We start from the raw sequence: 17,694 nt of genomic DNA, 5'->3' as shown, positions 1-17,694 counted from the left end.
GACGGATCAGTTCTCGCCGCGCTTGTAGAACGGCAGCTCGGTCACGGAGAACTCGTGTGCCTTGCCGCGGATGTCCACGAATACGGGCGTGCCGGGGTCGGCGAGTCCGCGGTCGAGGAACGCCAACGCGATGGGGTGTCCCAACGTCGGCGAGGGCTGTCCGGAGGTGATGGTGCCGACGGAGCTGCTGCCTTCGGCGCCGACCTCGTCTGCCGAGGCGAAGACGCTCGCCCCGGATCGTGCGGCACGACGACCCGCGGAGGTGAGTCCGACGAGCACCCGCGGAGGCTCGGTCTCCCCCAGCTTGGCCAACGCGTCGCGGGCGGCGAAGTTCTCCTTCGTTGTGAACCCGATCATGCGGCCGAGTCCGACGTCGAAGGGCGAAGTCTCGAGGCTGAGTTCGTTGCCGTAGAGCGGCATACCCGCTTCCAAGCGCAGCGAGTCACGCGAGGCCAGGCCGCAGGGCACGAGGCCGTAGTCGGCACCAGCAGTCGTCAGGGTCTCCCACAGACGCGGCGCGGCGATGTTGGGAATGTAGAGCTCGAAGCCGTCTTCGCCGGTGTAGCCGGTGCGCGCCAGCATCATGTCGATGCCCGCGATCGTCAGCGGCATCCACGCGTAGTACTTCAGCTCCCGGACCGCCTCGCCGACGGTGATTCCGGTCGAGTTCACCGCGGAATCATTCGCGGATCCGTCGACGGCTGCATCGTTGGCCGATGATCCATCCGCCGAGGTGGTCGCTGGCCCGAATTCCCCGTGTGCACCCTCGTCGAGGGCGCGGAGGATGATGGCCTCTGAGTTCGGCCCCTGCACGGCGATGAGAGCGGTGACGTCGGACTCGTCGAAGAGTTTGGCATCGGCGCCCGGGGACTCGTCACGCAGAAAGGCCTGCAGCCGTTCCTTCAATGCTGCGACCACGGTCGGAGTGTTCGAGGCGTTGGGGACGATGAGGAACTCTTCGTCTCCGATCCGGTAGGTGATGAGGTCATCGAGGAGGTAGCCTGCCTCGTTGACGAGCACACCGTACTTGGCCTTGCCGATCTTCATCTTCGAGTACTTCGCCACGAGCGCGTAGTCGAGGAATGCCGCAGCGTCGGAGCCGGTGAGGCGGACTTCGCCCATGTGGGAGAGGTCGAAGATGCCTGCGGCTTCGCGCACGGCACGGTGCTCAGCCAGTTCGGACCCGTACTTCAGCGGCATGTCCCAGCCGCCGAAGTCGGTGAAGGATGCGCCCAGCTGGGCATGGATATCGTGCAGCGGGGTCTCCCGCGGCGAATTCTCAGTACTCATCAGTCGTCTTCTTCCTCATTGTCTTCGAAGGCCTCTGGCGGTGGGCAGCTGCACACCAGGTTGCGGTCGCCGTAGGCACCGTCAATCCGGCTCACCGGTGGGAAGTACTTGGTCTGGCGCAGCCCCTTGACTGGGAAAACGGCAGTCTCGCGGGAGTACTTGGCGTCCCAGTCATCCATCACCGCGGTGGCCGGGTGCGGGGCACCGGCCAGCGGTGACTCCTCGTAGGAGTAGGTGTCGCCGATGGCATCGATCTCTGCGCGGATGGTGCGCATGGCTTCGATGAAGCGGTCGAGTTCGGCCTTGTCCTCGGACTCGGTCGGTTCGACCATGAGGGTCCCTGGAACCGGGAACGCCAGGGTCGGGGCGTGGAAGCCGAAGTCGATGAGGCGCTTGGCCACATCCTCGGCGGTGACGCCGGACTTCGCGGTCAGCTCACGCAGGTCGAGGATCGTCTCGTGGCCGACGAGTCCGTGCTCACCCGAGTAGAGGATGGGGAACACGTCGTGGAGCTTGGACGCCAGGTAGTTCGCGCCCAGAAGTGCGGCACGGGAGGCCTCACGCAGACCGTCGCCGCCCATGAGTTCGAGATAGGCGAAGCTGATCGGCAGGACGCCGGCGGAGCCGAACATCGAGGCCGAGATCGGCAGTTCGTGAGCGTCTTCCTTACCCGCAACGAGTTCCGCCGAGGTGGGATCGCCGGGCAGGTAAGGAGCGAGGTGTTCGCGCACTGCGACAGGTCCGACTCCGGGTCCGCCGCCGCCGTGAGGGATGCAGAAGGTCTTGTGCAGGTTGAGGTGTGAGACGTCGCCGCCGAATTCGCCGGGCTTGGCGAGTCCGACCATGGCGTTGAGGTTCGCACCGTCGACGTAGACCTGGCCGCCGGCTGCGTGGATCTTCTCGCAGACGTCACGGACCTCGGACTCGAAGATTCCGTTGGTCGACGGGTAGGTGATCATGATCGCGGCGAGCTTGTCCGCGTTCTTCTCGATCTTCGCGGCGAGGTCGGCGATGTCGACCGATCCGTCTTCGGCGGTCGCGATGACCTGGACCTTGAGACCGGCCAGGACTGCCGAGGCGGCGTTGGTGCCGTGGGCTGACTGCGGGATGAGGACCACGTCGCGGTCGGTGTCGCCGTTGGCGACGTGGAAGTTGCGGATCGCGAGCAGTCCTGCCAGCTCACCCTGGGAGCCGGCGTTGGGCTGCAGTGACACGCGGTCGTAGCCGGTGACCTCGACGAGCGAGTTCTCCAGGCGGGTGATGAGGGTGCGCCAGCCGTGGGTCTGCTCGGCCGGGGCGAAGGGGTGGATGGAGGCGAACTCGGGCCAGGTGATGGGTTCCATCTCTGCCGCGGCGTTGAGCTTCATCGTGCACGAGCCCAGCGGGATCATCGTCCGGTCCAGTGCCAGGTCACGGTCGGCCAGGGTGCGCAGGTAGCGCATCATCGAGGTCTCGGAGCCGTGTGCGCTGAAGATCGGGTGGGTGAGGAACTCGGTGGTGCGGTGGAACTTCTCGTCGAAGGCCGGGGTGGGCACGTGGTTGGCTCCGAATGTGCCCGCCGAGGCGGCTTCGAAGTTCGCTTCATCGACCCGGGCGATGATGCCCAGAGCTTCGAGCAGTCCGTTGGCATCGGCGACCGAGTGGGATTCGCCGAAGGAGACGCCGATGGTGGAGTCGTCGATGACGCGGATGTTGAAGCCGGCACGTTCGGACACGACTCGGGCGGCTTCTGCGTCGGCGACGCGGATGGCCACGGTGTCGAAGAACTCACGGGTGACCACCTCGGCGCCGGGGGCGGTGTCCGCAGCGGTCGCGAAGGCCTGGGCCAGGCGGTGGATGCGGGAGGCGATGCGGGTCAGGCCGACGGGGCCGTGGTAGACGGCGTACATCGATGCGACGTTGGCCAGCAGAGCCTGCGCGGTGCAGATGTTGGACGTGGCCTTCTGGCGGCGGATGTGCTGTTCACGGGTCTGCAGGGCCAGACGGTAACCGGGCTTGCCCTGGGCGTCCTTGGAGACACCGACGAGGCGGCCGGGCAGCTGACGCTGGAGACCGGACTTCACAGCCATGAAGCCGGCGTGGGGTCCGCCGAAGAACAGGGGAACACCGAAGCGCTGGGCCGAGCCCACGGAGATGTCGGCGCCCTGGGAGGCGGGATCCTTGAGCAGGGTCAGGGCCAGCAGGTCGGCGTCGAAGGTGACGAGGGCGCCGCGGTCATGGGCGCCGTCGACGGCTTCGGTGAAGTCGCGGATGACGCCGGTGGTGCCGGGCTGGGCGCAGACGATGCCGAAGATGTCTTCGCCCACGAGGCCTTTGGCCAGGTCAGCGACGGTGACGCGGAAGTCCATGGCCTTCGCGCGGGCACGGACGACGGCGATGGTCTGCGGGTGGAGTTCGGAGTCGAGGACGACGGTTGTCCCCTTCTTCACGGCCCGACGCATCAGCAGGACCGCCTCGGCGACGGCGGTGGCCTCGTCGAGGAGGGAGGCGTTGGCGATGTCGAGGCCGGTGAGATCCTGGACGACCTGCTGGAAGTTGAGCAGAGCCTCGAGGCGACCCTGGGAGATCTCGGGCTGGTACGGGGTGTAGGCGGTGTACCAGGCGGGGTTCTCGACCAGGTTGCGGCGGATGACGGCCGGGGTGATCGTGTCGTAGTAGCCCTGGCCGATCATCTGCGTGCGCATGATGTTCTGACCGGCGATCGCGCGGAGGTCATCGAGGACCTCGGCTTCGGAGCGACCGGTGGGCAGGTCGAGTCCGTCGATCTGAATGGATTCTGGGACGGCTGCGCTGGAGAGCGCTTCGAGGGAGTCGTAGCCGAGTTCGACCAGCATGGCCTGGGTGTCGTCGGCGCGGGGGCCGATGTGCCGGTCGGAGAAGGGGCGTTCCGTGTCTCCGGTGGGCGCTGTGGTGTGCGCGAGTGAACTTGTGTGGGCGAGTGAACTGGTCATTGCCGTCCTCGGGTCGGTGTCGCGCCCGCCTATGGAGGACGCACTGAGCAGTGGTGGTCCTCCCCGTTCTGTCAGACTGACAGCGCGCGAGCGCGGTGGCGGTCCTTCAGATATGCCTGCAATCGGTGGTACTGGGCCTGAGAGTTTCCCGGGGAGGGAATTGCACCTACGGCGCTGCTTCGGACTGTTCGGGCAACTGGTGGTTGCGACAGTTGAGCAGCTCTCCCACGTCATGTCTTAACGGCAGTATTCAATTGTGTGTGGCTATATTCCTATAGCCGGTGTGGCTATGAACTTATGGGGCCAAGTCTAGTGTCTGCGATCACGGCGGACAAACACCGTGATGGGACTCGGTGACCGACGAGTATGCGGGGCATGGGGCGAGACGGATTGAGGAACTTTCAGTGTGAAAAAGCGGTCCGGAATCACACTGAAAGTTCCTCACTGTCGCGAAGGGGACGACCGCCCGACGAAAATCGACGTTCTGCTTCCCCAGAATCTCGCGTCGCGTTGGCTGCCTGGCAACAGGTCAGGGCACCAGGTCAGGCATTGCCTCCGGCGGTGATGACTCCCCCATCGGCGGTGAGAACCTGCGCGGTGATCCAATCCGCGTCGGAGGACGCGAGGTAGGCCACGGCAGCGGCGATGTCTTCGGGAGTTCCGAGGCGCTTGACCGGGTAAGCAGAGGAGACCTCTTCTTCCCTGCCTTCATAGAGCGCGGTGGCAAAGTCCGTCTTCACCACGGCTGGGGCGACGGCGTTGACCCTGATGTCCGGGCCGAGCTCGACGGCCAGCGACTTAGTCAGGTGCGAGACCGCCGCCTTCGAGATGCCGTAGAAGGAGATACCCGGGCTCGGCCGCTCCCCTGCGACGGAGGAGATGCTCACGACGCGTCCCTTGTTCTCACGGAAGTTCAGCTTCTCGTGGTGGACGGCTTCCTGGACCCAGGCGAGCGTGCCGAGGACGTTGACGTCGAGGATCTTGCGGGCCGCGTCGAGGTCGAGGTCGATGAGCGGACCGTAGACGGGGTTGATGCCGACGTTGGTGACCAACACGTCGAGGCGACCGAACTTCTCCGCGATCGTGTCATAGACCTCTGCCCGGTGCTCGGGATCGTCCGACTTCCCGGCGACGGCCAGCGCGGTGCCTTCGGGGAACTGCGCGACCGCCTCGGCGAGGGCCTCGGGCTTACGTGCGGTGAGGACGACGGTGGCACCCTCGGCCTGCAGCCGCTGGGCGATGCCGAGGCCGATGCCGCGGCTGGCACCGGTGATCAGTGCGACCTGGCCGGCGAAGCGCTTGCCGAAGTGAGCCTGGGCGTCCGTGGTGGCGTGCTCTGTCATGTGGGAACTCCGTCGTTCGTGAAGGAAACCGAGCGTTCGCTCAGTGCGGTATTTGTATCGTAGGCAGGAGCAGGCGAGGATCACAAGGAGAAGTCGACGGAAAGCAGAAGGAGTTCGCGGATGAACCGTTTGGAGCACACCCTCGATCTCGGATCTGCCGAGCTGTTTCCCTTGGCGCGGGAGGCGATTCTGACGTGGAAGCTCCAGGAATCTGCCGGAGTCATTGCGCGTCCGGTGCGGCGAGCGCATGTCGGTCAGATCGTCGATCTCTGGCTCAACCCGGTCTGGCCGCGTCGAGCGGTGCGCCTGCGCGGTCGCGAGCTTTCGGTTCCGGTCGGCCCGTGCGAAGTCGTCGAGGTCATCGACACCGAAGTGACTGACGAGGAACGGCAGTTTCAACGAGCGGCGGGCTTCGTCTATCGCACTCTGCCGGGTCACCTGGAGTCCGGGGAACAGACCTTTCTTGTGACGGTCAGTTCGGACGACCGCCTGCGCGTCACCATCACGTCCGAATCGGTTCCCGGGCATCCGCTGCTGAAGGCCTTTGCCCCACTGTCGGTCGCGGCGCAGAAGATGATGGCCGCACGCTATGCGACCGGACTGAAGCGGATGCTGCAGCGGCTCCCCTCGCCTGGGCCCAGTTCACTCCACGGTCGGCAGCACATCCTCGGCGAGGGCCAGCACCGCATCCAGTGACGTCTTCCCATGGTCGGTTCGGTGCGCCAGGTACAGCGTCGAAGGTTCCTGCTCGATGTCGAGCGGCACGGCCACGGTTCCGGCCTCACGCGTATTCGCCGAGACCGAGTCGAAGGTGATTGAGATCCCCAACCCTGCGGCGACGAGGGCTCCAATCGTCTGCGAGTCCGGGGCCACCTGCGCCACGCGAGGCGTGAAGCCGGCATCGTGGCACAATCGCAGCGTGTTCTCGCGCAGCGTCGAACTGGGATGGGCGGGCAGTGTGATGAAGTCTTCGTCGGCGAGTTCGTCGACACGCAGGGAGGAGCGCCCTGCCAGCCGATGGTCTTCGGGCAGAGCTGCGCACAGGCGTTCGATCATGACCGTTCGTCCCGTCACTCCCGGCGGCTGTTTGTCCCATCTGACCAGTGCGAGGTCGAGGGTTCCGTCGACGAGTCGGGCCAGCCCCTCCTCGGCGAAGACATTGGACTCGAGGCTGAAGACGATTCCCGGATTCCGCCTCCGCGAGGCTGCCACCAGTGCCGCAGCCAGAGCACGCGAGGAGGATCTGGCGAAGCCGAAGCTGATGCGCCCGGTCTCCCCCGACGCCGCCCGCTGGACGGAATCGACGGCAAGGCTCTGGTATTCGAGCATTTTCCGGGCAGGTTCGATCAGCGCCTCGCCCTCCGGGGAGAGTTTCACATTCCGGGTCGTGCGCTGGAACAGCGAGACCCCGAGCTCGTCCTCGAGCGCCCGGATCGTGCGACTCAGCGGGGGCTGGAGCACTCCCAGTCGCTCGGCGGCGCGACCGAAGTGCAGTTCCTCGGCGACGGCGAGAAAGGCACGCACCTGCTGAATATCCATCATGTTCCGATCTCCTCCGCCGTCCTCTTAAATATCAATTCCGATAACAATTGCTTCTCATTATTGCTCACATTGCTATATTGTGGGGTGAAACACTCTGAGAAACCTCAGAGACGAGCAGAATCACCGGGAGCGTTCATCGATGAATGGCGAGACAGCCACGAGCCAGGCACCAACGGATCAGGGCAAGACCGCAGGCGATCGGGCCGAGTCCATCGCCGGCTTCCTCCCCCGCACCGGCAATGGTCCCTTGAGCGGTCAGCTCGTCGTCGACTTCTCTCGAGTCCTCGCTGGCCCGTATTCGACGATGATGCTCGCCGACCTCGGCGCCACCGTCATCAAGGTCGAGGGCCCGAGTGGCGACGACACGAGGCACTGGGCACCCCCGGTCCGCGATGACGATGCCACCTACTATCTGTCGATCAACCGCAACAAATACGACATCGTCCTCGACTTCTCTGACGCTGATGACCTCGCCGTGGCCCAGAGGCTCGCCGCCCGGGCCGACATCATTGTTGAGAACTTCAAACCCGGTGGGCTGAAGAAGTTCGGCCTCGACTACGACTCGGTGTCAGAGACCAATGCCGAGGTCATCTACGCCTCGGTCACCGGTTTCGGCGCCCACAATGCCCTGCCCGGCTACGACCTGCTCGTCCAGGCGATGTCCGGATTCATGAGCGTCACCGGCGACCCGGATGGCTCGCCCTTCCGCGCCGGTGTCGCGATCTTCGACGTCATCACCGGCCTGCACACGACGATCGGCATCATGGCCGCGATCCAGCACAAGAACCTCACCGGCGAGGGCCAGCTGGTCCAGACCAATCTCATGTCCTCAGCGATGTCCGGCCTAGCCAACCAGTCGGGCGCCTACGCAGCGGCGGGTGTGACGCCGACCCGCATGGGCAACGCCCACCCGAGTCTCTACCCCTACCAGCCGATGGCGACCAAGGACGGCGAACTCATCGTGGCTGCAGCCAATGACGGTCAGTTCGCCAAGCTCGCCACCGCATTGGGACGGCCGGACCTCGCCGAGGACGAACGCTTCGCCAAGGCCAAGACCCGCAACGCCAATCGCGACCAGCTCGAACCCGAACTTCTCGAGGCCCTCCAAGCCCACACGGCTCAGAAGTGGTTCGAGAAACTCACTGCCGTCGGCCTGCCCTGCGCACCGATCAACTCCATCGCCCAGGGAGTCGAACGCGCAAAGGACCTCGGCCTCGAACCCATCGTCGACACCGGCGGCGGCGAGCGCGTCATCCCCACGATCCGCAATCCGATCACCCTGTCGAAGTCCGAGGTCTCCTACGACCTCGCCCCGCCAGAACTAGGGGCCGACTCCGATCGGGTCCGAGCCTGGCTCGACAGCCTCTAGACCACCTCGGCGAAACCCGGCAGCCACCTCGGCGACCACACAGACATCACCTCAACCACAAGGAGAACGAAGAATGGATACCTCGGAACTCGACGACGTCCTCTCGATCGTCCGCGAATTCGTCCGCGAGAAGGTCGTGCCCATCGAACTCGACATCGAGGCCAACGACGCCATCCCGGAGACGATCATCAAGGAATCCGCAGAGATGGGACTCTTCGGTTGGGCGCTGCCCGAGGAATACGGCGGCCTGGGCATGAATGCCGAACAGGACGCGCAGCTGGCGATGGAGCTCGGCTACACCACACCGGCCTTCCGGTCCGTCTTCGGCACGAACAACGGCATCGCCGGGCAGGTGCTCGTCAACTACGGCACAGATGAGCAGAAGAGCCAGTGGCTGCCGAAGCTGACCTCCGGCGAGGTCGTGGCCTCATTCGCTCTCACCGAATCTGAGGCCGGGTCCGACCCCTCGGGCATGCGCACCCGCGCCGTGCGTGAGGGCGACGACTACGTCATCAACGGCAGCAAGCGCTTCATCACCAGCGCCGAGTCCTCCGATGTGCTCATGGTCTTCGCCCGCACCGACCCGAATGCGAAGGGCTCGAAGGGCATCTCCGTCTTCCTCGTCCCGACGAAGACGGCCGGCGTCACTGTCGGAACACATGACAACAAAATGGGACAGGCCGGAGCGTGGACCTCGGAGATCTTCTTCGACGACGTCCGCATCCCCGCCGCGAACCTCATCGGCGGCGAGGAGGAGAAGGGCTTCTACGCCGCGATGGCCTCCCTGAACAAGGGTCGCCTGCACATCGCCGCGATCTGCGTGGGTCAGGCCACCCGCATCCTCGATGAGTCCGTGAACTACGCCGCCGAGGCGAAACAGGGCGGAGAGCCCATCGCCCGGTTCCAGCTGGTCCAGGCCATGCTCGCCGATATGTACACCGAAACCGCCGCCGCCAAGGCCCTGGTCCTCGCTGCCGCGAAACGCTGGGACAGCGAAGAGGACCGGAAGCTGGGCCCCAGCTCGGCCAAGCTCTTCGCCTCCGAGGCGCTGGGTCGCATCGCCGATAAGGGTGTCCAGATCCAGGGCGGAACAGGCTACATGCGCGAGTCCGCCGTCGAGCGCTTCTACCGTCACGCTCGTCTCTTCCGCATCTATGAGGGCACCTCGGAAGTCCAGCGCGTCGTCGTTGCCCGACAGCTGCTCAAGGGCGCCCACAAACCACAGTTCAACCTGTAACTCGTCTACACGCTGAGAAGACACATCCTCATGCAAGGAAAGAAGGACCTGATGACCGACGCACCAGCCACCACCGCCTCCACCACCCAGGGCATCTCCGAGATCCCCGGCCTGCTCACCGGCAAGGTCGCCGTCGTCACCGGCGGCGCCCAGGGACTCGGCCTGGCCATGGCCCGCACCCTCGTGAACTCCGGAGCGAAGGTCGTGCTCGGCGACATGAATGAAGAGAGCCTGCAGGCGGCCGTCGACGAACTCGGCGGCGCAGAGTCTGCCGCCGGAGTCGTGTGCAATGTGGCCTCTCTGGAGAACACCGAGAAACTCGCCGAGGCGGCAACGCAGACCTTCGGCGGCGCCGACATCTGGGTCAACAACGCCGGCATCACCCGCGACGCCACGATCCGCAAGATGACCGAGAAGGAGTTCGACGACGTCATCTCCGTCCACCTGCGCGGAACCTGGAACGGACTCAAGGTCGCCACCGGTCTCATGCGCGAACAGGACCGCGGCGGCGCCATCATCAACGTCTCCTCCATCAGCGGCAAGGTCGGCATGCTCGGCCAGTCGAACTACTCGGCGGCGAAGGCAGGCATCGTCGGCATGACGAAGGCCGTGGCCAAGGAGGTCGCATTCAAGGGCATCCGCATCAATGCGATCCAGCCCGGTTTCATCAACACCGCGATGACCGCGGCCATGCCCCAGCACGCCATCGACTCGAAGCTCGCCGAGATCCCCCTGGGCCGTCCCGGTGAGCCCGAAGAGGTCGCCTCGGTAGTGCTGTTCCTGGCCTCCGGCCTCTCCAGCTACCTCACCGGCACCGTCACCGAGATCTCCGGCGGTCGCCACATCTGATCGTCGCGCGTCACTGATCAGCAGATCACCGGCGCCGAGGTGAGCCGACGTCCCCGCGGGGACGTCGGCTCTTCGCTGTGTGGGGTCAACCTCGGCGGGAGAATGTACGTGGGAGTTTGACCACACCGAAGACGAGCATGCCCGCCAACGGCAGCAGCGGCCAGATCCAGGTCACACCGTTGGCGTCGACCATTCCCACGTCTGCCATGATCGCCAGTCCCGCACAGATCGATGCGGCGGCGAGGATCGGCATCCAAATTTTCGGTGCTGGGCGATCATCAGGCTGCGGTGTCTCGAACCGGCCGAAGATCACCACGAGGAGGCCGGTGATCGCGAGCAGCCCCAGGCACCACAGCGGACGGGTCAGCCACCACACACCGGTCAGCGGGGTGGGCAGAAGTGCCTCGGCGTCGAGTGCCAGGAGCACTTGGGCCAGTGCCGTCAGCGCGGTGAGATGCCACAGGAACCAGGTCATGATCCGCTGGTTCACCAGAACGGTGAGCATCCACAGTCCGGGGCTGCGCAGCAGTGCCGCCAGCGGGCGTTGCAGCATGAGCACGATTCCTGCCTGTGCCATTCCGAGGAACGCCATGGTCACCCGGGTCGGGGCCGAGTTGGAGATCGCATCGGTACCGGCGGTGATCATCGAGACCGGGTAGGGGCCGAAGCCGACGAGGAGTCCGAGCCCGATCGCACCGATGGCGAAGAGCAGCAGGCAGCGTTTCAGGCTCGAGAGTCTGCCATCAAGCCACGCGTAGCCGAACTGGTGGAAGCTGGCCCAGACGAGGAGATAGTTGGGGTAGCCGGCCAGGATGCTGCCAGTGGTGATGCTGATGAGGTCGATGATTCCGGCCGCGGCGATGCCGAGGATGATCGACCACCAACCCCACTTCTCCCACAGCATCAGGCAGGGTGGGGCGACGATGGCGACGAGCAGGTAGGCGGCCAGGAACCAAGTGGGCACCAGCGCCATCTGTGAAGCCAACTGCACCGCGGCCGGCTCGGCGCCGGCGCTCAGGGCGATGATGCAGGTGACCAGCCAGACGAGCAGCAGTGGGATCAGCGGCAGTCCCAAACGGCGCAGGCGAGCCCGCAGCCATTCGGCGTAGCCGGTGTTATTCCTCCTGGCCGAACGCCAGGACAGTGCGTTGGAGTAGCCGCCCACGAGGAAGAAGATCGGCATCACCTGGAACACCCATGTCAGCGGGTGAGTCCAGCGGGCTTCATCGAGGAGTCCATGCGGTTCGATGCCTCCGGTGGAGCTGACCGCGATGATCGTCCAGTGTCCCAGCACGACGACGGTGATCGCAGCAGCACGGAGGAAGTCGACCTCGCGGTTGCGGGAAGCGGGGGTGGCGGCATCGATCTTCTGTGCCTGAGCCATGAACGAACGAGGCATGCGTAAGGATCCTTATCGGCAGGACGAGATGAGGGGTGGGCCGTCGCAACGCAACGGTCGGCGGGTGCGCGGCAGGTCAGGCCTGGTACTTCACCTGGCCGCCGACCACGGTCAGTGCGACCGTGGTGTCACGGATCGCCTCGGCGTGGGCGAAGAGCGCTTCCTCGGACTCATAGCCGAGCAGCCCGTCGTGGTCGAGCGTGGTCAGCTCCGTCAGACCCTCGGCGGTGCAGGGGTCGGTGTCGACGACGATGAAGTCAGCGTCCATGCCCGGTGCCAGATAACCTCGGCGATCATCGAGTCCTGCCGCGTACGCGGGGCCGAAGGTGTGCTGCCGAATGGCTTCCGTGACAGAGAGCCGCCGCCGAGGTTGGAAGCTCGTCGTCGTATCTCCGGAGATGTTGGCCCTGGTCATCGCCGCATAGATCGCGGCGAAGGGATTGGCTGGTTCGACCGGACCGTCGGAGCCGAAGGCCACATGCGCTCCCGCGCTCAGCAGGTCGGGCCAGGCGTAGGCGGCGAGCTGGGCCGATTCGTCGATGAGGTGGAGCAGGTGCAGATCAGAGATGCAGTGGCGTGGCTGCATGGAGGCGATGACGTCGAGTTCGGCGAATCGGGCGACATCGTCCGGTTGGATGAACTGGGCGTGTTCGACCCGGTGACGCAGGGGTCGCTCGAAGCGCTCCTCGGCGTCTTTCGTGGTTTCGCGGAGGCGTTCGAAGACGTTGAGCACGTGGTGGTTGGCCTGGTCGCCGATGGCGTGGATGGCCACCGAGATGCCGGCCTCGGTGGCGAGCCTGGCGTTGTCGAAGAGGTCGTCCTCTGACATCTGGGCGATCCCGTAGTTGGCGTCGACCGCCTCGGTGCTCAGTGCCTCTTCGGGCAGTGATCCGGGGTATGTGTAGTACTCCTGCTCGGATGCTTCTGCGGAGACACCGAGGTCCCCGGATGCGTCGTCCCGCTCACGGTCCGTCGTCTCCACTGCTTCGGCGTCCTGCTCGGCTTCGACGTCCCGCTCGCTGTCGTGTGCGTCATCGTGTGCGTTCGGGTCGGGGAACGGTGAGGACATGTGGCTGGTGTGCGAGCCCAGGGCTCCGTCGGAGAAGAGCTTCAGCCCGCCTCGGTGCAGCCAGTCATCGCCGTCGCCGGTGTGCCATCCGGTTTCGATCGCCCAGGGCACCTCGGGTCCGCGCAGGTATTTCGTGACTCGAATGTGCTGCTGGTCGGCTTCGCGCAGGTCATACCAGCCCAGGGTCGAGGCGATGGAGTCGAAGTCATGGATCCCGGTCAGTCCCTGGGACAGGAACAGCTTCTGGGTGCGGTCGAGTCGTTCGACCTGTTCCTCACGCGTGGGTTCGGGAATGTAGCGGGCCACCAGGTCGGTGGCGTCTTCGCGGACCAGTCCGGTCAGCCATCCCTCGTCGTCGCGCACGAACTCCCCGCCGAACGGATCTGCAGTGAGGTCATCGATGCCGGCGATCTCGAGCCCATGGGCGTTCGTCCAAAGCGTGTGCAGATCGACCGACCACATCGCCACGGGATGGTCGGGCACGGCCTGGTCGAGCAGTTGCCGATCGGGGTATCGCGGGTCATCCCACTTATTGAGGTCCCACCCGGACCCGACCACCCATTCACCGAAGGGCATCTGACTGGCGCGTTCACGGATGGCCTCGACCGCCTCGGCGAGGGATCGGACGTTGGAAAGATCAAGGTCGGTCAGGGAGTCCGCGTAGTGGACGGAGTGCATGTGGGCGTCGACGAGGCCGGGCAGGATGACCTGGCCGGCGCAGTCGATCTCTTCGATCTCGAGGCCTGGAATCACCGTGGTGGCACCGATTCCACCCGCCGAGGCGAGCGCTGCCGCCGTCGAGGATTCTGTGGCGGCGATGTCGAGCAGTTCAGCCCTGGTTCCCACGGCCACGATCTTCTCGCCGTTGACGAGGATCGAGTCGGGTGCGACCGCCGAGGTGGTGTCAGGGGCGGCGGGGTCAAAACTTCGCACGACGGCGTTGGAGAACAGACGCATGAGCACCAGTCTAGAGCGCAGGGACCGCTCTTCCCGGCAGGTGTGCACGGCAGTTCTTCCCCGCCCCGCCGGCCCTGGTGCCGCACTTCCGCACGGCACACTTTCTACCGGGAGTAGAATTCGGGGCATGGCCAATGTTTTCAGCTCTCAGGACACCCGACTCTCCGCTGGTGCCCGCGTCATACTTCCCGCCATCTGGCTCGGTCTCATCATCGGCATCTCGCTGATCGAGGCGCCGCTGAAGTTCACCGCCCCGGGCATCACGATCCCGCTGGGCCTGGGCATCGGCCGACTGGTCTTCACGGCCATGAACTGGGTGGAGATCGGCATCGCCGTGATCCTGCTGTGGTCGGTGCTCAAAGACCATGTGGGCCGGTTGTACCGGTGGTTGGCCTGCGGCATGATCGCCGTCCTCATCATCAAGGTCACCGTCATCCGCCCCCTGCTCAACAACCGCACGGATGCTGTCCTCGCCGGTGTCGACGACGGCGGGTCGAGCTTGCACCTGTTCTACATCGCCGCCGACGGGATCCTCATCCTCGGCCTCGTCACCATGCTCATCGTGGCGGCTCGCCGCTGGGTGTGGGTCCGGCCTGCCGTCGACAACCCGCACTCATAGGTCGACAGCGCTTCAGTAGTAAACAGCCAGCCGGCCGCGGGGCCCGTCGATGACCTCGACCGGGGTGTCGAATACGCGGGAGAGCACCTCGGCGGTCATGATCTCCGCAGGCGTTCCGAACTCCACCACGCTGCCGGTCTTCACAGCACAGATGTGGTCGGCGTAGTGACCGGCGAAGTTGATGTCGTGGAGGACGATGACGATGGTCCGCCCCATTTCGGTGGCGGCCCGACGCAGGTGAGCCATCATCTGCACGGAGTGCTTCATGTCGAGGTTGTTCAGCGGTTCGTCCAGCAGCACGTAGTCGGTGTCCTGGGCCAGGACCATTGCCACGTAGGCACGCTGTCGCTGACCACCGGAGAGTTCGTCGATGAACCGATCTTCGAGTTCGGCCAGTTCGAGGAAGTCGATCGCCTGCGAGATGATCTCCTCATCGGCGGTCGTGAGACGCCCCTTGGAATAGGGGAAGCGGCCGAATCCGACGAGCTGGCGGATCGTGAGCCGGGTGATGAAGTGGTTCTCCTGGCGCAGGATGGACACGATCTTCGCCAGGTCCTTCGACTTTGTGGACGACACGTCGTATCCGGCGACCTCGATCGCCCCGTCGTCGATACCCAGCAGACGCCCGATCATCGTCAGCAGCGTCGACTTTCCGGCACCGTTGGGCCCGACCAGCGCGGTGACTCCCCCGGCGGGGATCTCCACGTCGACGGGTCCGATCTCGACGTCGTTGCCATAGGCCTTGCGGACCTGGTTCAGGGTGATCACAGGCGTCCCTTTCTCATGATGACGATGAGGAATGCGCCGCCGCCGATGACCTCGATGATGATCGACACGACGCCCTCTGCGTAGAACAGGTTCTTCATGACGAAGTACGCCCCGCCCAGGACGACGAACCCGAGGAGGGCCGCCATCGGCAGCACGTATTTGTGGTCATAGGTGTCGGAGAACTGGTAGGCGAGCATTGCGACCAGGAAGCCGAGGAAGATCATCGGCCCGATCATCGACACGGACACCGCCATGAGAATCGAGACGAAGAAGAGGACCTTCATCATTTCGAACTTGTGATTCAGCCCCAGGTTGCTGGTTGTGTCCCGGCCGAGAGCGAGGACGTTGAGTCGCGAGGACATCAAGTAGATCGCAGCGCAGGCGAGCAAGCACAGCGGAATCGAGACCGGCAGATAGCTGGAGTCCGAGTTCGAGACCGAGCCGAAGAGGCGGGCCGCGAGGACGTCGAATTCACTCGGTGTCAGGGTCCGCTGCATGAACGTCGCGATCGATCCGAGCCCGCCGCCGATGACGACGCCGATGAGCAGCATGATCGCAATGTTCCCGTACCTGCCCGAGAGCAGCCACCCGTAGAGCGCCAACGAGAGCCCGACCATGAGCAGCAGCTGCACGGTGAAGGGCACCAGCCCCTTGAGGTCGACGATCGCGGTGACCCCGACGAAGTACATGGCCCCGGTCTGGATGGCCACGTACAGAGATTCGAAGCCCATGATCGAGGGCGTGATGATCCGGTTGTTCGTCACCGTCTGAAACGCCACGGTCGCGAACGCCTGGCACAGGGCGACGATCGCGATGACGGCGAGGTTCTTCATCCGCAGCTGCGCGATGAGCCAGAATCCGTCGTCGGTGATCGGCATCGGATTATCCCAGGCCAGGAGGCCCAGAGCGATGGCCGCCGAGGCGATGATGAGGCCGATCATGATCGACCAGTAACGCCACCTGGCCTTGGCAGTCCCCAAAGAGCCGGAAGATCGCCGAGGCTGTTCTCCGGTCGGCGCCAACGCTGACGCGGTCCGTCGCTTCGTCGTCGGCGTGGTCCGTCGCTTCGTCGACGCGGTCCGTCGCTTCGTCGGCGTGGTCCCACGCGTCGCCGTCTTCGACGGGGCGTTCGAGAACGTGGTTGTCTTCCCCTGCTCCGAGCGACTCGTCGTCGGGGAGGTCGTGGATTCTGTCGTCTCTGCGCTCATGGTGCGCCTCAGCCCCGCTTCCGCTGTCGCAGGAGAAGCCCGACGAACACGGCGGCACCGACGACCCCGAGGATGACGGAGACGGGCAGCTCGAAGGGCATAATGATGACTCGGCCGATGAGGTCGCAGATCGTGGCGATGGCGATGCCCAGCAGGCACACCCAGGGCAGATTGCTGCGCAGGTCATCGCCGCGGATCATCGACACGATGTTGGGGACGATGAGGCCGAGGAACGGCAGACTGCCGACGACCACCGTGACGACGCCCGTGGCGATGGCCACGAGTATGGTGCCGATGAGGATGACCTGGTTGTAGTTGAGTCCGACGTTCGTCGCGACTTCTTTGCCCAGACCGGCCACGGTGAACCGGTCGGCGGCGATGAAGACCGCGATCACGACGATGACGACGACCCACAGTATCTCGTACTGTCCGCGCAGGATCGAGGTGAAGCTGCCGGCGAACCAGATGCCCAGGCTCTGGAGCATATCGGTCTGGACGGCAACGAAGGTCGAGATCGCCCCGACCACCGCACCGAGCATGATGCCGATGATGGGCACGATGAGCGATGACTTCAGCGAGACCCGGCGCAGGAACAGGAAGAAGACGAGTGTGCCGATGAAGGCGGCGATGATGGCCCCGATCATTCGGGCCAGGATGGAGGCGTCCGGGTAGACGATGACGGTGAGCATGAGGCCCAGCCCGGCCCATTCGGTGGTGCCCGTCGTCGTCGGTTCGACGAATCGGTTCTGCGTCAGCAGCTGCATGACCAGACCGCACATCGCCATCGCCGCCCCGGAGAGGACAAGTGCAATGGTGCGCGGCACACGGGTGATCTGGAACATCTCGGCTCCGCCGTCACCGCCGAAGATGTCGTAGACGCCGGTCAACAGGGAGAGGACGAGCAGCAGCAGGACACCGACGACGCCCGCCGCGAGCTTCCAGCTCAGCAGCGGGCTCTTCACCTCGGCAGAGCCCTTCCTCGCCGAGGTGGCACCACCTCCTGTGGAGACACCGGTATCCGTCGCCGTCGGGCCGACGTCGCCACCGTGAGTGGTGGGGCCGTTGCGTGTACTCGTCATACTCTCGATCTCAA

Annotated in this window: 14 protein-coding genes and 1 riboswitch; of the genes, 5 read left to right on the top strand and 9 right to left on the bottom strand. The window is 65.0% G+C overall.

All coding sequences use genetic code 11. From position 1 onward, the window contains the following. Positions 1-6 precede the first annotated feature (6 nt). The 3 genes from BANT918_RS04710 to BANT918_RS04700 form a co-directional block, all read right to left on the bottom strand. Positions 7-1,290: an aminomethyltransferase family protein gene (locus BANT918_RS04710; protein WP_101619150.1), complete on the bottom strand. Its 1,284-nt coding sequence runs from the start codon at positions 1,288-1,290 to the stop codon at positions 7-9. After that, complete coding sequence (gcvP, locus tag BANT918_RS04705) at positions 1,290-4,241, bottom strand: aminomethyl-transferring glycine dehydrogenase (RefSeq protein WP_101619149.1); 2,952 nt, start codon at positions 4,239-4,241, stop codon at positions 1,290-1,292. Before gcvP ends, BANT918_RS04710 begins: the two co-directional genes overlap by 1 nt. A gap of 116 nt (positions 4,242-4,357) precedes the next feature. Beyond that, positions 4,358-4,479: riboswitch (glycine riboswitch) on the bottom strand. Between the two features lie 304 nt (positions 4,480-4,783). Next, positions 4,784-5,584 (bottom strand): SDR family oxidoreductase, encoded by an 801-nt coding sequence (locus tag BANT918_RS04700; protein ID WP_069599355.1) that lies wholly within the window; start codon positions 5,582-5,584, stop codon positions 4,784-4,786. A gap of 120 nt (positions 5,585-5,704) precedes the next feature. Between BANT918_RS04700 and BANT918_RS04695 the strand changes: the two genes are divergently transcribed. After that, the gene (locus tag BANT918_RS04695) at positions 5,705-6,280 is read left to right on the top strand and encodes a DUF1990 family protein (RefSeq protein WP_029417090.1); all 576 of its coding nucleotides are present in this window, start codon (positions 5,705-5,707) and stop codon (positions 6,278-6,280) included. Here the strand turns inward: BANT918_RS04695 and BANT918_RS04690 are convergent. After that, a complete protein-coding gene (locus BANT918_RS04690) occupies positions 6,227-7,126 on the bottom strand; it encodes a LysR substrate-binding domain-containing protein (RefSeq protein ID WP_009883426.1) in 900 nt (299 codons plus the stop codon). The two genes, BANT918_RS04695 and BANT918_RS04690, sit on opposite strands and share 54 nt — an antisense overlap. A gap of 139 nt (positions 7,127-7,265) precedes the next feature. On the opposite strand from BANT918_RS04690, the gene BANT918_RS04685 reads away from it, so the two are divergent. The 3 genes from BANT918_RS04685 to fabG all read left to right on the top strand — a co-directional run bounded on the left by BANT918_RS04685 (position 7,266) and on the right by fabG (position 10,581). Further along, on the top strand, positions 7,266-8,495 hold the full coding sequence (locus BANT918_RS04685; protein ID WP_101619148.1) for a CaiB/BaiF CoA transferase family protein: 1,230 nt from the start codon (positions 7,266-7,268) through the stop codon (positions 8,493-8,495). 73 nt (positions 8,496-8,568) lie between these two features. Then, complete coding sequence (locus BANT918_RS04680) at positions 8,569-9,732, top strand: acyl-CoA dehydrogenase family protein (protein WP_101619147.1); 1,164 nt, start codon at positions 8,569-8,571, stop codon at positions 9,730-9,732. 51 nt (positions 9,733-9,783) lie between these two features. After that, entirely contained in the window at positions 9,784-10,581 is a 798-nt protein-coding gene (gene fabG / locus BANT918_RS04675) for a 3-oxoacyl-ACP reductase FabG (RefSeq protein WP_101619146.1), read from the top strand. A gap of 85 nt (positions 10,582-10,666) precedes the next feature. Here fabG and BANT918_RS04670 read toward each other — a convergent pair whose 3' ends face one another. Both BANT918_RS04670 and BANT918_RS04665 read right to left on the bottom strand, forming a co-directional pair. Continuing rightward, entirely contained in the window at positions 10,667-11,980 is a 1,314-nt protein-coding gene (locus BANT918_RS04670) for an acyltransferase family protein (RefSeq protein ID WP_009883430.1), read from the bottom strand. 76 nt (positions 11,981-12,056) lie between these two features. After that, complete coding sequence (locus tag BANT918_RS04665; RefSeq protein WP_233430355.1) at positions 12,057-14,006, bottom strand: amidohydrolase; 1,950 nt, start codon at positions 14,004-14,006, stop codon at positions 12,057-12,059. A gap of 127 nt (positions 14,007-14,133) precedes the next feature. Between BANT918_RS04665 and BANT918_RS04660 the strand changes: the two genes are divergently transcribed. Further along, complete coding sequence (locus BANT918_RS04660; RefSeq protein WP_009883432.1) at positions 14,134-14,625, top strand: hypothetical protein; 492 nt, start codon at positions 14,134-14,136, stop codon at positions 14,623-14,625. A gap of 12 nt (positions 14,626-14,637) precedes the next feature. Here the strand turns inward: BANT918_RS04660 and BANT918_RS04655 are convergent, their stop codons facing one another. From BANT918_RS04655 to BANT918_RS04645, 3 genes are read right to left on the bottom strand one after another with little or no spacing between them, the layout of a single operon-like run. Next, on the bottom strand, positions 14,638-15,393 hold the full coding sequence (locus tag BANT918_RS04655; RefSeq protein ID WP_096162449.1) for an ABC transporter ATP-binding protein: 756 nt from the start codon (positions 15,391-15,393) through the stop codon (positions 14,638-14,640). Beyond that, positions 15,390-16,601, bottom strand: a complete 1,212-nt coding sequence (locus BANT918_RS04650) for an iron chelate uptake ABC transporter family permease subunit (protein ID WP_233430354.1) — start codon at positions 16,599-16,601, stop codon at positions 15,390-15,392. Before BANT918_RS04650 ends, BANT918_RS04655 begins: the two co-directional genes overlap by 4 nt. 8 nt (positions 16,602-16,609) lie before the next feature. Next, positions 16,610-17,680 carry an ABC transporter permease gene (locus BANT918_RS04645; protein ID WP_233430353.1) on the bottom strand — a complete coding sequence of 357 codons (1,071 nt, stop codon included), beginning with the start codon at positions 17,678-17,680 and terminating at the stop codon, positions 16,610-16,612. Between the last annotated feature and the right edge of the window lie 14 nt (positions 17,681-17,694).

It is taken from the genome of Brevibacterium antiquum CNRZ 918 (assembly GCF_900169145.1).
In the GTDB taxonomy this organism is placed as follows: Bacteria; Actinomycetota; Actinomycetes; order Actinomycetales; family Brevibacteriaceae; genus Brevibacterium; species Brevibacterium koreense.
This window is presented reverse-complemented; position numbering and strand designations above follow the sequence as displayed.